Genomic DNA, 14,980 nt, shown 5'->3' with positions numbered 1-14,980 from the left:
CTATGGACTTCAATTTCCTTTCCACCCCGAGGATCGTCTGCGAGAGCGGTGGGCTTGGCCGGATCGGCAGCCTGATGCAAGATTTGTCTTGCACCCGTGCGCTGGTCGTGACGGACCCGGGCATATTGGCCTGTGGTTTTGCGGACGAGGCAGCCGCCTCACTTAGGGCTGCTGGCATCGAGGTTGAGATTTTTCATAAAGTCGAAGCGGACCCCCCGATCGCTGTCGTCGAGGCCGCGGTAGAGGTCGCGCGGGCCTTTGGTGCTGACGGAATCATCGGACTTGGCGGCGGCAGTTCACTGGACACTGCCAAGGTCATCGCAGCGGCGGTAGCCAACGATCAACCGATTACGGACATGATCGGGATTAATCAGGTCACCGATAAACGCTTGCCACTGATCCAGGTGCCAACCACGGCAGGGACCGGATCAGAGGTAACATGGGTGTCCGTGCTGACTTCGGAAAGCCACGAAAAAAAAGCGGTATATGCACCGCAGCTTCTGCCTGACGTTGCCTTGCTAGATGCAAAGCTAACATTGGGAATGCCTCGTCACATCACAGCGGCCACGGCGTTAGACGCAATGGTTCACGCCATTGAGGCAGTAACCAGTCGCACCAGAAAGAATCCCATTTCCGATGGAATGGCGGACAAAGCGCTGGTGCTTCTCGGTCAGAACTTACCAATCGTCATGGAAACGCCTTCGGACCTGTCAGCGCGAGAGGCCATGCTGTTGGGGGCGACACTGGCTGGGATGGCCTTCATTAATGCCAGCGTGGGGGCGATTCATGCCTTGTCATACCCACTTGGAACAGGTTTCAAGGTTCCTCACGGGCACGCAAACGCTCTGGTCGCAGGACCAGTGATGAGGTTCAACATGCCCGTTGCAGAAGCTGAATATGCTCGTCTATCGCGGTTACTACTGCCCTCGCGGCCTTTCAACTCTGATGCGGCTGCGGCCCATGGCCTGATCGACGAGATGGAACGGATGCTAGTCGAAAGCGGACTTGAGTCTCGACTTTCTGGTGTCGGAGTGACCGAGGCAGCCATTCCCGGAATGGCTAATGAGGTCGTGACCGGTATCACGCGATTGCTGGAGACCAACCCGCGCGACATGACAGCCGAAGATGTGTCGCGCCTCTATCAGGAGGCGCTTTGATGGCTGGCTCATTGGACGGGATCAAGGTGGTCGACCTCAGCCGCGTGCTGGGCGGGCCTTACTGCACCCAAATGCTTGCGGATCATGGCGCTGAGGTCATCAAGGTGGAGCCGCCTCTGGGCGACGAGACCCGCAGTTGGGGCCCGCCTTTCAATGATGAACTCAGCGCTTATTTCTCTGGCGCCAACCGCAACAAGCGGTCCATCGCTATCGATCTGCAGCAACCGGAAGGGCGCGACCTGATTTTGCGGTTTCTTCAGGATGCGGATGTTTTAGTTCACAATTTTAAGTCTGGTACTCTTGAAAAATGGGGGCTTGGTTATGCTGATGTTCTCAGGGCACGTTTTCCTAGACTGGTACTCTGCCATGTGACTGGATTTGGTTCCGATGGCCCACTTGGCGGTTTTCCCGGCTATGACGCCGTGGTACAAGCTATGACGGGCCTCATGAGCATCAACGGCAATCCCTCCGAAGGCCCGACACGCATGGGTACGCCCATCGTGGACATCGGCACCGGTCTGATCGCCTGTAACGCTATTCTCGCCGCACTTTTGGAACGGGGCCGGTCCGGATTGGGCCAAGCCATCGAAGTGCCGCTATATGATTGCGCGATCAGCATGATGCATCCCCAAGCGGCTAATTCCCTCATGTCCGGACAGATACCAATGGCGACCGGCAATGGGCATCCAAATATCGTACCATACGACATGTTCGAAACAAGTAATGGCAAACTCTATCTGGCTATCGGTAACAATGGTCAGTTCGCAAAACTCTGTGACGTGCTTGGCCTACCTGAGGTGCCCTGCGATCCACGATTTGCCGACAATGCCGCGCGTCTTGCGCATCGGTCAGAGATGACAGAGGTCTTGTCAGAGTGCCTGGTGCAACATGACGCCTTCAAACTTGAGCCGGTGCTTTTGAAAGCTGGGATTCCCGCCGGAGTCGTTCGGAATGTGAATGAAGCGTTGGAGCATCCACACACCCGACATCGCGGCATGGTGGTATCAGTTGGCACCTACCGCGGCACCGGCGTGCCAGCACGCTTGTCGCGTACCCCCGGAGCGGTTCGCGCGGCACCGCCTCGCTTCGGGCAGCATAGTAGGGAGTTGCTTAGCGAGGCTGGACTGACAGAAGCTGAAATCGATAGATTGACTCAAGCGAATATCGTTCGAGAAGAACCGCGGATGCGCGAGACGACCTAAGCCGAAATTTCAGCTCAAGCGGACGATCGTGAAAAAGTTCAGGGAGGCCAAGATGGAAAGACTGCTCATATCACCGGACCGGATACCCGAATGGATTCCCGGCACGACTACGTTGGACAGTTCCGGGTGCAACTGGAACGGCATTACCCTGAAGGGCTATCGTTATGAGCGACAAGACGCGGCAATTCCCCCCATGCGCGACTATATGATTGTTGCATATGATGGCGCGCCAACCACTATGCGCCGCACGAGTGGCGGCCCATGGCAAAGCGCGCGCGTAGAGAAAGGTAGGATTTCCTTGCTCACGCGTGCAGAGGAATCCACTTGGAGTTGGTCCGAGCCTATCACGGTTAGACACGTCTATCTCAGTCACAGTGAACTCGAAAACACGGCCCTTTCGGTCTTTGATCGTGACCCGAAGTCCATTGAGATCAATGATTGTCTGTCTGCGAAGGACCCCTGTATCCTGAACTGCATCCAATTGCTAGAGAATGAGCTAAAGAACGGTGGAATCGGCCAGAGATTGATCATCGACGCCCTGCGCATCCAGATCGCCGTTCACCTTCTGCGTCAGTACGCCAAGGTCTCTTTGACCAGCGACGCAAACTCGAACTTCAGCCCTGCTCAAAGGCAGAGAATCATCGATCTCGTTGAAAGCTGCTTAGGTGAAAACCTCAGTCTGGAAGACATGGCCGCATCTATCGGTTTCAGCCAGTTTCACTTTTCGCGTCAGTTCAAGGCGGAGTTTGGGTTGGCACCGTATGCATATGTTTTGCGCAAGCGAATATCGAAGGCCCAGGAGATGCTGAGAAAGGGTAATGCCCCCCTGAAAGTGGTCGCGCTTGACTGCGGTTTTGCAGATCAGAGTCATTTTAGTCGAACTTTTCGAAAAATGACAGGCGCGACCCCCGCCGAATTCCGGCGCATGGCATAATGACCGGAAAACTATTCCTTCCTATCGCTGTCACGCACCAGAGACAAAGAAATGTTGAGCCCGTAACGCTGCAATGAATGTACCAGAAACAGAATTTAAACCACGATTTGCCTTCGAACGCAGGATTTTCTTTGGCGACTGTGACCAGCTGGGAATCGCCTTTACTGGCCGGATTACGAATTTCGCGCTGGAAGCGATCGAGACTTTCTGGGACGATTTGCTTTCAGGCCGGGGCTGGCTTTTTCTACTCACGGAAAGAAACACGGCCATGCCTTTTGTCTCTATGGACCTACAATTCCATGCGCCGGTGAAAGCAGGCGCGAACCTAGCATGCGAGGTCTATGTGGTCCATGTCGGGGAAAGTTCAGTTGGTCTAAAAGTTGTCGGCCGTCAGCATGACTTGATTTGCTTCGAATGCGAAACGAAGTCAGTTTTCCGAGATGCTTCAACATTTGGTAAAGTCAAAATTGAAAGCTCAATTCGGCAGATTTTGCTCGCGGAAGTGGGTTCGGAAAATCAAACAGTGAGCTAGGCCTGTAGGCTTTGGAGACAGCAAAGCCTGTGCAAAACGATCTCATGTAAGGGAACACAAGAAAAAGCCAGAGAAAGGGAAGCCCGGGTGCCGGGCTTGAAAGGATAGAGAGAGGCTCTTCCGGGTCCGGCGTGACAAGGACCCTGACCATGGCCAAGACCACAACCCGCCCGAAACCCGCCACTGCGAAGAAAACCGAAGCCACTGAGTTGTCCGTGCCTGGCGGCGGGACCGACATCCGGATGATCCCGCTCGACCAGTTGGAGCCGAGCCCGCTCAACGTTCGAAAAGTTGCGGCCAGCGCCAGCGACGATGCTGAGCTCCTCGTCAGTATCCGCGAGACCGGAATTAAACAGAATCTGGTGGTTCATGCGCTGTCAGAGACACGTTTTGCAGTCGATGCCGGCGGTCGTCGCCTCAAGGCGCTGAAGCAGCTCGCTGAGGACAGCGTCATCCCCGCCGATCACCCCGTGCCCTGCCTCGTCGATGATAAGCGCAACGCCATCCTTACTTCTGCAACTGAAAACCTCCAGCGCGCGGCGATGCACCCCGCCGACCAGTTCGAGGCTTTTGAGGCGATGATCGCCGAGGGCCGCAGCGAAGACGAGATCGCGCTCAAATTCGGCGTCTCCGTCGACCTGGTGCGCCGCCGCCTCAAACTCGCCCGTGTCGCGCCCGAGATCATCGAGCAGTTCCGCGCGGGTGATCTGACCCTTGAATGCGTGATGGCTTTCACACTGACCGACGACCATGATCGCCAGCTGGCGGTCTGGAACGCAGTGAAGGGCGGCTATCACATCCATCCGCAAAGCATCAAACGCCATCTTACCGAGACCGCCCATTCGGCGAACTCGGCCATCGGGCGCTTTGTCGGCATTGAGGCCTATGAGGCGGCGGGTGGTGTTCTGCTGCGCGATCTCTTCGACGACCGCGCCAGCGCCCATATGGAGAACCCCGAACTCCTAGAGCGTCTCGCCATCGAAAAGCTGCAGGCTGCGGCGAAAACCTTCGAGGGAACGTGGAAATGGGTCGAGGTGCATCTCTCGGTGGATTACGGCGCGTTTCGCAGCTTCGGGCGGGTCTATCCGCAGGACATCGACCCCGATCCGGACCTGCTCACCGAAGAAGAACGTCTCATTGCGCGCGAGGAAGAACTGGCGGCGAAGAATGACGGCGAGGACTGGACGGACGCGGAGACGGAAGAATATTATGCCATCGAGCCGCGCCTGCGCGAGATCGAGGCCCTGCAACGCGAACGGCAGCCTTACGCGGACGAAGATCGTGCCATCGCGGGCGTGGTTCTGACCATCGGTCATGACGGCGCGCTGCGTGTCGAGAAAGGCCTCGTGCGGCCAGAAGATATCCCCGCTGCGGTCGTCCCGAGCGAAAATAGTGCTGACGCGGGTGATGCCCCGTCTCCTGTCCGCCCGAACGTGACGCCGCCAACCTCCTCGACACCGGTGCCCACCTCCGACCCGGCCGCGACCTTGCGCAAGGCGAACGGGATTTCGGCGAGCCTCGCCGACGATCTGCGCGCGACGCGTCAGCATATCCTTCGGGCGCATCTGGCGGCGGATTTCGAGGTGGCGTTCGATGCGATGCTCTACGCGCTCTGCGAGCAGGCTCTGGGGCGGTCCTACAACAACGAGGCGCTCGATATCTCGATCCGGCCCTTCCAGGCGCAGAACCGCGAGGTGCTGCATTCGGATACTGTTGCCCAGAAGATGCTCGAGGCGCTGGAGCAGGGCCTCGCCACCGACTGGATTACGCTGGAGAAGCCCGAAAACTTCCGGGCGATGTCGGCGCTGCCCATTGCCGCCAAGCAGGCGCTTTTCGCCTGGGCGACGGGTCTGGCAGTCAAGCCGCAGCTTTCCTCCGACAATCGCCCCTCCCCGATCATCGAGGAGATCGGCGCGCGTCTTGACGTCGATGTGGCGGCCTGCTGGCGCCCGACTGCTCAGAATTACTGGGGTCGGGTCAACAAGGGGCATGCGGTCGCTACCGCGCGCAAGCTCATTGGCGACGATTACGCCGAAGATCGCAATCGCGAGCGTAAGGGCGATATCGCGGCCGCGATGGAGCGGGCCTTCGCGGAAACGGCCGGCGAGACGGAAGGGTTCGACGCCGCAACGGTTGTCAGGACGACGCGCTGGCTGCCCGACGGGATGGTGTTTGCCGGTGCGGCGGAGGCTGTTGCCGACATGGCAGGCGAAGCGCCGGAGACCGAGGAGGGGGATGTGTCCGCCGAAGATTCTCTGAGCGACGCCGAGAGCGATGAACCGTCGTCCTTGCCCGCCTTCCTCAGCGAGGATGCGGCTTGACGAGCCGCACGCTGACCTGATCACGACATGAGCCTTGGGCCGTCCTCACATCGAGGGCGGCCCTTTCCGGCTGACGGGTTACCAACAGCCGATATCGGATCGGCGGGCCCGTCCCGGAGATATCCCATGACCACCACACTTGACCTCGATCCCGTTAAGGAAGCCGCACTCGTCGCTTCGCAGAATGACGCCTTTCGTCGCTCTATCCTTGGCAATATCCTCGTCACCGATGCCCCGCAGGGCCAGTTCGTGATGACCCGTGGCGTTGCAGCGCTTGGGCCCGATGCCCAGCTTGCTCTCACCCGCAGCGTGGCTTCATTTGACGCGTTCAACGCTGACAGCGACCCGCAAGGATGGCACGAGATGGGCGTCATCGACCTCGACGGCACGAAGGTCTGGTTCAAGATCGACCTGTACGACGTCGACTACACCTATGGCTCGCCTGAGCCCTCCGATCCTGATCAGACGCGCCGGGTCCTGACCCTGCTTCTGCCGTCGGAATACTGACGCCCCTTTTTCACCGACATCGCCACGGATCGCCCTTGCACAAAGGGCGGTCCTTTCGGGCTGGCGGGTTCCAAGGGGCGCGATGATCGTGTCCGGCCTGCCGCAGGAGACCAGAGATGGCCAAGACACTCGACTACCAGATCACCCTCTATCCCGCACATCGCGATGGCGCCTTCGTCGTCACCCAGTTCCAGATGCTGGCGAACTACCCCGAAAAGCGCATCGAGGCCGCGGGCATGGATGATCTGATCGACCAAGTGACGCAGTTCGCGATGGAGCACGGCGAGAGCTGCAGCGCCTCGGTGCGCTGCCTCGCTCCGCGCAAACCGCCGGGGTTCAAGCGCGCGACCGAGAATTTGTATTTCAACCTGGTTGACCGGACGGCTGAGAAACGCGGCGACGCTGCGGCCTGAAGCCCCCCAAAGGAAACCTCCGGGGCGCGGCATGCAAGACGGTCGCCCTCACCCTCCCTCAATTCCAAAGGACCGAAGATATGACACAAGCAAATGATTTCTACGCGCAGATGCTCGAAGCCCAGAGACGGGCAGCCGAACAGCGGGTCGAGACCCGCGCGGCGCTTCTCACCGAACTGCGCGGCCTCGGCGTGACCGGCCTCGACGTGCAATATGAAGGCTATGGCGATTCCGGCAATGTCGAGGAGGTCGTCGTGACGCCTGACACGATTACCCTGACAGAAGAGCTGCGGCGACGGGTCGAAGATTTCGGCTGGGACTTTGCCTATGCGCTGAGCCCTGGCTTCGAAAACAACGAGGGCGGCTATGGCGAATTGACCTGGGCGCTCGAGACGGACAAGATCGATGTCAGCCACTCGAACCGCTTCATCGAGACCGACACCACAGAACATGAGGGGCTCTGACATGGCACATCCTCTCCACCACGCCGAAAGCTCGGCCCGTAGATTTGGCGGTGTTCCAGATGATTACCAACATGTGCATGACTGGTTTGACTCATCTAAAGAGCACCTAGGTCTCTTTGTTCACAGAGCCCAAAAACATCATACGGTCGGGATTTATGATGCCGAGCGGGTGTTCGGTCGCAGCCTGATCAACAGCGCGGGCCGGGTCGTTCCGATCCGCTGGATCGGCGAGCAGCATGTGCGCGAAGACTGCCAGGGGCGTATCCCGTCACTGGCTGACTGGCTCGGACGCATACAACCCGAACCGTGGATGGCCAATGGCCGGATCGACAACGACCCGACGCAGATCGGCAGCGATCCGCGTGCGGCCTGGGTCCAGGCGGTTGCGGGTCACCAGACCATTCTTGGCTTTGAGGATTGGCTTCTCAAGGTCTCTGTCGAGCACGTCCAGCATCGCCAGAATCGCGCCGCCGCCTGATCCGCCGGGCGGCAAACTCACCAACCATCTGATCCCATCCAGATCGACCCGCCTGCGCCACAACCGGCTTGGCGGGTCGATTGCGTTTCGAGAAAGGACATGGACATGCAAGATCCCGTCTACGAGGAGGTCCACCAGGGCCACACGATCAAGATCTACCACGACCCCGACGCTGAGGACCCACGAGAGTGGTGCAACCTCGGTACGCTGATCTGCTGGCACCGCCGCTATCGGCTGGGTGACAGCCATCAGTACGACAGCCCTGAGGCGTTCCTGCGCGATCTTGCGGGCGTCTCGGATCAGAGCGATCTCTCGATGGATCGTCTGCGGGACCGCGCCGAGCGGAAGGCAATCATTCTGCCTGTGTTTCTCTATGACCATTCCGGTCTCGCGATGAACACCGTCGGGTTCCACTGCCCGTGGGATTCTGGGCAGGTCGGTTACGTCTACGTGACGCTCGAAGCGGTCCGAAAGGAATTCGGTGTAAAACGCGTGACCAAGGCCCTGCGCGAACAGGCTGTAGACATCTTACGTGGTGAGACCGCCGACTACGATTCTTACCTTGGTGGGCGTGTCTATGGTTACATCGTCGAACAGGGTGGCGAGGAGATCGACGCTTGCTGGGGGTTTGTTGGCGCCTATGAGACGCATTGTTTGCCGGAGGCGCGGAATGCCGTTCCTCGGTCCGATCCCCATGCGCCACCCGCGACCGGTGCATTGACCGCATATCCATAGAATAACTCGCCGCCACACACCGGAACTATGGGCAGCACCCGATCGCGGACATGCATTGCTGCATTGCAGAAAAGTCATAGCCCGCCCATTGTGCGACTGCAGCATTGCTCCTATGTTCGCTCTTGTGATCGGTTCTCTCCTCCTCCCTGAGCCGATCCGGAATAATCGGCGGCATCCACCTCCTCCCGGATGTCGCCTTTTTATTTGCAGATCCCCATTCTGAGCTCTTGCGATTTCTCCTCGTTGACCATTCGGTCCCCGAGCTTGCTGTGTGTCGGGTCCGTTTCGCTGGAGGTGCCCAAAATGCAGGCACGGCCGTGTCCCAGCAGCCTGGCATGGGTTTGCGCGACAACGCCCACAGCGTCATCCCCAGATTTTGTGGATAAGTTTTCGCTGCCAAGACTTCAGTTTTCGAGGCCATGAAAGAGTGAGAGACAGGGCGGGAGGGGTGACCCCTCCCGGGTGAGAGAGTGCACGCGGGGCTCGGGGCCAACCCTCAACCCCGGAGATTGCCGATGAACGCTCACCCCCATTCCGTCCAACTTGCAACCGAGCCCGAAGCCCCTGCCCTGCCGGATGCCCCACGCTTCGCCCAAAACCTGATGCAGGCTGCGAAAATCCTCGTCCCCGTTTTCGAGGCAGGCAGGTCCATCGACGCCGCCGCACTTCGCGCCGCGATGGAAGATGCTTGCGGTGCCAGTGACACAAGTGGTGCCTGGGTCTGGAAAGACGCCTATGAGGCGGCCGAGGTCGCCCAAATCCTTATACTCTCGCGCTACGGCGCGCTGATGCAGCGTCAGGCACTGTCGCCGCAGGCCTTCCTCACCATGATCGAACGTTTCACGGCTCTGGCCCCGTCTCACACGCGCCGCTCCGAAGACAGTATCCGTCTGCAACAGTTTTCCACGCCTTTGCCCCTCGCGGCCATCGTCGCGCAGGCCGCCGGGTTTCGGGACGACGACCTGATGCTCGAGCCGTCGACGGGCACGGGCATGCTGGCCATCTTTGCAAAGATCGCTGGTGCACGGTTGGCGCTGAATGAACTTGCCGACACGCGCCGCGCCCTACTGGGGCAGTTGTTCCCCGATGCCGCCGTATCTGACCACGATGCTGCCTCGATCGACGATCGTCTTGATCGCTCGATCACGCCCTCGGTCGTGGTGATGAACCCGCCGTTTTCCGCTGCCAACCATGTCGAGGGCCGGTTTAGGCAAGCGACCAGTCAGCATGTGCTTTCCGCCCTGGCACGCCTCGCGCCTGGTGGGCGGCTTGTCGTCATCACCGGCGAAAGCTTCCGTCCCTCTTTGAAATCCTTCCAGTCGACATTTCAGCGGATCGGCCAGAGCGCCGATGTCGTGTTTTCGGCCCCCATCGACGGCAAGGTCTTCGCACGGCATGGCACCACGATCGACACGCGGTTGACGGTAATCGATAAGCGCGCGGCTGGTGCTGAAGAGACCGCACCGGCTGATATTGACGCCGCCTATCATCCGATCTGCGCGACCACGAGTGATCTTCTCTCCGTAGTACTCGCCCATTGCCCGGAACGCCGCAGCCCCCCGCCCTGCCCCACCACATCGGCCCTTTCGGTCCCGTCTCAGCCGACCCGCACCAACCTCCACGCCCTGCGCAACGCAGCACGCAAAGAAACCCGTGCGCTCGCCGAGGAACGCGCGAAGCATCCGTTCGACGACATCGAGACGGCCCCGCTCGACTACTTGCCAAAAGCCTGGAGCGAACCCTATGGCACGTTGCAGGACACGGTCTACGAGGTCTATGACCTGCAGGCGATCCGGATCGACGGCGCGGCGGAGCATCCGACAGCACTTGTGCAATCCGCCGCCATGGCCTCGGTGCCGCCGCCCGTGCCGAGCTACCGCCCCGTTCTGCCGAAGACCCTCGTTCGAGACGGTCTCCTCTCTGCGCCGCAGCTCGAAAGCGTGATCTACGCGGGCAATGCACACGAGACGCATCTCAAGGGCTGGTTCAAGCGCGGCGAGATCGAAGGTCAGCTGATGGCAGCGTCTGAGGATGACGAAGGTGCCTTTCGCCTGCGCAAGGGCTGGTTCCTCGGCGATGGCACGGGCTGCGGCAAGGGCCGGCAGGTCGCGGGCATCATCCTCGACAATTGGCTGCAAGGACGACGCCGCGCGGTCTGGGTCTCGAAGAGCGACAAGCTCATCGAGGATGCGCGCCGCGACTGGATGGCGCTTGGGGGGCGTGAAAGCGATATCGTGCCGCTCTCGAAATTCCGCCAGGGGAGCGATATCCGTCTCCCAGAGGGCATCCTCTTCGTCACCTATGCCACCCTGCGTTCTGCTGAACGCGACGGGAAAGCCTCCCGCCTCGATCAGGTGACGTCCTGGCTTGGCGAGGGGTTCAACGGGGTCATCGCTTTCGACGAAAGCCACGCCATGGCGAATGCCGCCGGCGAAAAGTCCGACCGCGGCGACAAGAAGGCATCCCAACAAGGCCTTGCTGGCCTCGCGCTGCAAAATGCCGTTCCCGATGCCCGGGTGCTCTACGTCTCAGCGACCGGCGCGACGGTGGTCGGCAATCTCGCCTATGCCTCCCGTCTCGGGCTCTGGGGCACGGGTGATTTCCCTTTCGTGACGCGGGCCGAGTTCGTTGCCGCGATGGAGGCCGGGGGCATTGCTGCCATGGAGATGATCTCGCGCGATCTGAAGGCGCTCGGGCTCTATCTTGCGCGGTCCCTCTCCTATGCCGGGGTCGAATACGAAATGCTGGTGCATGAGCTGACGCCCGCACAGATCGCGATCTATGACAGCTATGCCGATGCCTACCAGATCATCCACACCAACTTGGAGGCCGCCCTTCAGGCCTCGGGTATTTCCTCCGAGACCGGTACGCTGAACCCCCAGGCGAAATCCGCTGCGCGCTCGGCCTTCGAGAGCAACAAGCAGCGTTTCTTCAATCATCTCATCACCGCCATGAAATGCCCTTCGCTCATCCATGCGATCGAAGCGGACCTGGCCGCGGGGCATTCGGCCGTGATTCAGGTGGTCTCGACCAGCGAGGCGGTGATGGAACGGCGCCTCGAAGAGATCCCGCCCTCGGAGTGGGACGACCTGCAGGTCGATTTTACGCCGCGCGAGAACATCATGGACTACCTCATGCACAGCTTCCCGACGCAGCTCTTCGAGCCCTACTCCGACGAGAACGGCGACCTACGCTCGCGTCCCGCCCTCGATGGTGATGGCAATCCGATTATCTGCCGTGAGGCGGAGCGGCGGCGGGATGAGCTTGTCGAGCATCTCGGTGCCCTTGCCCCGGTGCAGGGCGCGCTCGATCAGATCCTGTGGCATTTCGGGGGCGATGCGGTGGCCGAGGTCACGGGGCGCAAGCGGCGCATCGCGAGGACGCGTGAAGGGCGGCTCAAGGTCGAGAACCGAGCCGCCTCCTCCAACCTCGGCGAAACCCAGGCCTTCATGGATGACGCCAAGCGCATCCTGATCTTTTCTGACGCCGGTGGCACGGGGCGCAGCTACCACGCCGATCTTGGTGCAAAGAACCAGCGCCTCCGGGTGCATTACTTGCTTGAGCCTGGCTGGAAAGCCGACAATGCGATCCAGGGGCTGGGGCGTACCAACCGCACGAACCAAGCGCAGCCGCCGCTCTTTCGCCCCGTTGCCACAGACGTGAAGGGTGAGAAGCGGTTCCTCTCCACCATCGCCCGCCGCCTCGATACGCTCGGGGCCATCACCAAGGGGCAACGCGAGACGGGTGGGCAGAACATGTTCCGCGCCGAGGACAACCTCGAGAGCCCTTATGCACGAGCGGCGTTGCGGCAGTTCTTCTACAAGCTGCGCGCGGGCAAGATCGACGCCTGCTCCTACTCCAGGTTCCAGGAGATGACCGGGCTGACGCTCGATGAGGCGGATGGCACGATGAAGGAAACCCTGCCGCCGATCCAGCAGTTCCTGAACCGCTGCCTCGCGCTCCGCATCGACATGCAGGACGCGATCTTCGAGGCCTTCGGCGGGTTTCTTTCGGCGATAATTGAGGACGCGCGTCAGGCAGGCACCCTCGATGTCGGGCTAGAGACCCTGCGCGCCGAGAAGTTTGAGATCGTTGATCGCAAGGTCATCTTCGAGCATGAGGCGACGGGCGCGACGGCAACTGCGCTGACCGTGGAGCGTATCGATCGCAACGATCCGCTCACTCTGCCCCGCGTCAAAGCCATCTGCGCCGACACAAGAGGCGCGACGCTGTGCTGGAACAAGACCTCCAAACGCGCGGCCCTGATGGTGAAAGCGCCGGCCTTCATGGACGAGGATGGCGTGCCGATCTTGCGGGTGAAGCTCCTGCGGCCCATGGCGACCGAAATCCTCGCGCTGACCGAGTTCTCGAAGTCGCACTGGGAAGAGATCGATGATGCGATGTTCGAGCAGCTCTGGCAGGCCGAGGTCGACGCGGTGCCGGAGTTCACTACATCGAAGATCACGCTGATCTGCGGCCTCCTCCTGCCGATCTGGGACCGGCTGCCCGCCGACAACATGCGGATCTATCGTCTGCAGACCGAGGACGGGGAGCGCGCCATCGGCCGCTTGGTCAGCCAGGAACAGCTTCTCAATGTCTATGCGCGCCTTGGTCTCGACTGCCAGATTGAGATGACGCCGCAGGAGGTGTTCGGCGCGGTCATGGACGCGAAGACGACCCTCAGCCTGCTTGGGGGCTACCAGTTGCGTCGCTCTCTGGTCATGGGACAGCCGAGGCTCGAGCTGATCGGAGCGTCGGGCGCGGCACTGCCCGCATTGAAGGCCTTGGGCTGTTTCACCGAGGTGATCCAGTGGAAGACGCGGGTGTTCATCCCGGTGGATTGCACCGAGGTGCTGGCGCGGGTCCTTGCCGCGCATCCGGTTGGCGCAAGCGCAGCGGATGCAGCCGCATGAGCGCGCGGCGCAGCATCGCAGACCTCTCGGCTGATCTTGCAGACCGCGCCGAGAGTTTCTGCCGCCAGTATTTCCCCGAGGGGTCCAAGCAGGGCAACTATTGGCAGGTTGGCGACACTTCGGGCGCAAAGGGTCAGAGCCTCGCCATCCGGCTGCAAGCTCAGGGTGGGCGCAAAGCCGGATCTTGGACCGATTTCGCGACCGGTGAGTATGGCGATCTGATTGACCTGATGCATGAACGGCTTGGTTCGGTCACGCTCAAGGAAACGCTGAGGGAGGCCCGGTCCTTTCTCGGCGAGGCCCCCTGCCCTTCCTTACCTTGTGACACCCAAAGGGCTGAGTGCCCCGATGCTGCCTCTAGCAAACGCATTGCGCGGGCGCGGAAGCTCTTTGCCGCTGGCAAGCCGGTTCTCGGCACCTTGGCTGCCACCTATCTGCAGGGGCGCGGGATCACACGGCTGGGTCCGGCGCTGCGTTATCACCCGCGGGTTTTCCTGCGGCAGGGCGAGGACGACGCCGATCCGCCGCAAAGGGCCCCTGCCCTGCTCGCGAAGATCACCGACAATCGGGGCCAGATCACCGGCTGCGCACGCTTCTATCTCGACCCGTCCACCGGCGGTTTGGCCGAGATCGAGAGCCCGAAGCGGATCCTCGGACAGCTGCACGGCCATGCCATCCGCTTCTGGTCCGGCAAGGCGCGCAGCGATCTCATCGTCGGTGAAGGTCTCGAGAACACCCTCTCGGTCGGCACGGCTCTCTCCGAGTTTGACCTCGCCTCCTGTCTCACTGCCACCCATCTCGGCCTCTTCATCCCGCCGCCGGGGATCAAGCGTATCTGGATCGCGCGGGACAATGACGAAGCGGGACGAACCGCATCACTGAGACTGCGTAACCAACTGGAATCGCTTGGTATTGCCTGTGGTGGTCTCGTGCCAAACATGGGCGATTTCAACGACGATCTGCGGGCATTTGGCAAAGATGCGCTGCGCCGGTCGTTGCTTGAGGCCATGAAAGTACAAGGTCTGGAGATCGAGGACGGGTGAGCGCCAGCCCCATAAGTGACGTCCGACAGGGCAAAGGTTCCGCGGGTTCGATCTGAACCCGTTTGGAAAAGAGGAGCGATGGACCGGCGGGTCGGAGCAGAGTGCTCCTCGCCCGGACAGCAATGCGCCCCGCACCAGAAAATTCCCCTGAGCCTTCGGCTCATTCCTCGCGGGAGCAATTTTCCGGCCCTGGGCGCATTCTCCGCTGCGCTCCGATCCTGACGGATGCGGCCCGGTCGCCGCCGGTCCTGTTATCGCCCCATCCAAATCGGGTCAGATCA

The 14,980-nt window shown here is 60.8% G+C and carries 12 protein-coding genes; all 12 read left to right on the top strand.

Features of this window, described 5'->3' with window-relative positions:
* Positions 1-2 precede the first annotated feature (2 nt).
* Entirely contained in the window at positions 3-1,157 is a 1,155-nt protein-coding gene (locus ACP15O_RS17800; RefSeq protein WP_007120592.1) for an iron-containing alcohol dehydrogenase, read from the top strand.
* Entirely contained in the window at positions 1,157-2,359 is a 1,203-nt protein-coding gene (locus ACP15O_RS17795) for a CaiB/BaiF CoA transferase family protein (protein ID WP_007120591.1), read from the top strand. Before ACP15O_RS17800 ends, ACP15O_RS17795 begins: the two co-directional genes overlap by 1 nt.
* Positions 2,360-2,411: 52 nt before the next feature.
* On the top strand, positions 2,412-3,293 hold the full coding sequence (locus ACP15O_RS17790) for a helix-turn-helix domain-containing protein (RefSeq protein WP_232272173.1): 882 nt from the start codon (positions 2,412-2,414) through the stop codon (positions 3,291-3,293).
* A gap of 73 nt (positions 3,294-3,366) precedes the next feature.
* Positions 3,367-3,825 (top strand): acyl-CoA thioesterase, encoded by a 459-nt coding sequence (locus ACP15O_RS17785; protein WP_007120589.1) that lies wholly within the window; start codon positions 3,367-3,369, stop codon positions 3,823-3,825.
* A 149-nt stretch (positions 3,826-3,974) separates the two neighbouring features.
* Complete coding sequence (locus tag ACP15O_RS17780) at positions 3,975-6,146, top strand: ParB/RepB/Spo0J family partition protein (protein ID WP_009804227.1); 2,172 nt, start codon at positions 3,975-3,977, stop codon at positions 6,144-6,146.
* Positions 6,147-6,272: 126 nt separating this feature from the next.
* Entirely contained in the window at positions 6,273-6,653 is a 381-nt protein-coding gene (locus tag ACP15O_RS17775) for a DUF3768 domain-containing protein (protein ID WP_009804228.1), read from the top strand.
* Positions 6,654-6,769: 116 nt separating this feature from the next.
* Positions 6,770-7,066 (top strand): hypothetical protein, encoded by a 297-nt coding sequence (locus ACP15O_RS17770; RefSeq protein ID WP_009804229.1) that lies wholly within the window; start codon positions 6,770-6,772, stop codon positions 7,064-7,066.
* A gap of 80 nt (positions 7,067-7,146) precedes the next feature.
* Positions 7,147-7,530, top strand: coding sequence for a DUF6878 family protein (locus ACP15O_RS17765; RefSeq protein WP_009804230.1), 384 nt, complete (start codon positions 7,147-7,149; stop codon positions 7,528-7,530).
* A 1-nt stretch (position 7,531) separates the two neighbouring features.
* Positions 7,532-8,008 carry a DUF6915 family protein gene (locus ACP15O_RS17760; protein WP_037930962.1) on the top strand — a complete coding sequence of 159 codons (477 nt, stop codon included), beginning with the start codon at positions 7,532-7,534 and terminating at the stop codon, positions 8,006-8,008.
* 105 nt (positions 8,009-8,113) lie between these two features.
* Positions 8,114-8,743, top strand: coding sequence for a hypothetical protein (locus ACP15O_RS17755; protein ID WP_037931030.1), 630 nt, complete (start codon positions 8,114-8,116; stop codon positions 8,741-8,743).
* Positions 8,744-9,258: 515 nt separating this feature from the next.
* Positions 9,259-13,656 (top strand): strawberry notch-like NTP hydrolase domain-containing protein, encoded by a 4,398-nt coding sequence (locus ACP15O_RS17750; protein ID WP_040609075.1) that lies wholly within the window; start codon positions 9,259-9,261, stop codon positions 13,654-13,656.
* Entirely contained in the window at positions 13,653-14,699 is a 1,047-nt protein-coding gene (locus ACP15O_RS17745; protein WP_008335668.1) for a DUF7146 domain-containing protein, read from the top strand. The genes ACP15O_RS17750 and ACP15O_RS17745 overlap by 4 nt, the downstream gene beginning before the upstream one ends.
* The last annotated feature ends 281 nt before the right edge of the window (positions 14,700-14,980 follow it).

Source organism: Youngimonas ophiurae (nom. illeg.) (genome assembly GCF_049803795.1).
Classification (GTDB): domain Bacteria; phylum Pseudomonadota; class Alphaproteobacteria; order Rhodobacterales; family Rhodobacteraceae; genus Thalassobius.
This window is presented reverse-complemented; position numbering and strand designations above follow the sequence as displayed.

Coding starts and splice junctions, on each gene's coding strand:
- ACP15O_RS17760 (WP_037930962.1), top strand. CDS start 7,532: ATGGCACATCCTCTCCACCACGCCGAAAGCTCGGCCCGTAGATTTGGC.
- ACP15O_RS17800 (WP_007120592.1), top strand. CDS start 3: ATGGACTTCAATTTCCTTTCCACCCCGAGGATCGTCTGCGAGAGCGGT.
- ACP15O_RS17765 (WP_009804230.1), top strand. CDS start 7,147: ATGACACAAGCAAATGATTTCTACGCGCAGATGCTCGAAGCCCAGAGA.
- ACP15O_RS17795 (WP_007120591.1), top strand. CDS start 1,157: ATGGCTGGCTCATTGGACGGGATCAAGGTGGTCGACCTCAGCCGCGTG.
- ACP15O_RS17750 (WP_040609075.1), top strand. CDS start 9,259: ATGAACGCTCACCCCCATTCCGTCCAACTTGCAACCGAGCCCGAAGCC.
- ACP15O_RS17775 (WP_009804228.1), top strand. CDS start 6,273: ATGACCACCACACTTGACCTCGATCCCGTTAAGGAAGCCGCACTCGTC.
- ACP15O_RS17780 (WP_009804227.1), top strand. CDS start 3,975: ATGGCCAAGACCACAACCCGCCCGAAACCCGCCACTGCGAAGAAAACC.
- ACP15O_RS17755 (WP_037931030.1), top strand. CDS start 8,114: ATGCAAGATCCCGTCTACGAGGAGGTCCACCAGGGCCACACGATCAAG.
- ACP15O_RS17790 (WP_232272173.1), top strand. CDS start 2,412: ATGGAAAGACTGCTCATATCACCGGACCGGATACCCGAATGGATTCCC.
- ACP15O_RS17785 (WP_007120589.1), top strand. CDS start 3,367: ATGAATGTACCAGAAACAGAATTTAAACCACGATTTGCCTTCGAACGC.
- ACP15O_RS17770 (WP_009804229.1), top strand. CDS start 6,770: ATGGCCAAGACACTCGACTACCAGATCACCCTCTATCCCGCACATCGC.
- ACP15O_RS17745 (WP_008335668.1), top strand. CDS start 13,653: ATGAGCGCGCGGCGCAGCATCGCAGACCTCTCGGCTGATCTTGCAGAC.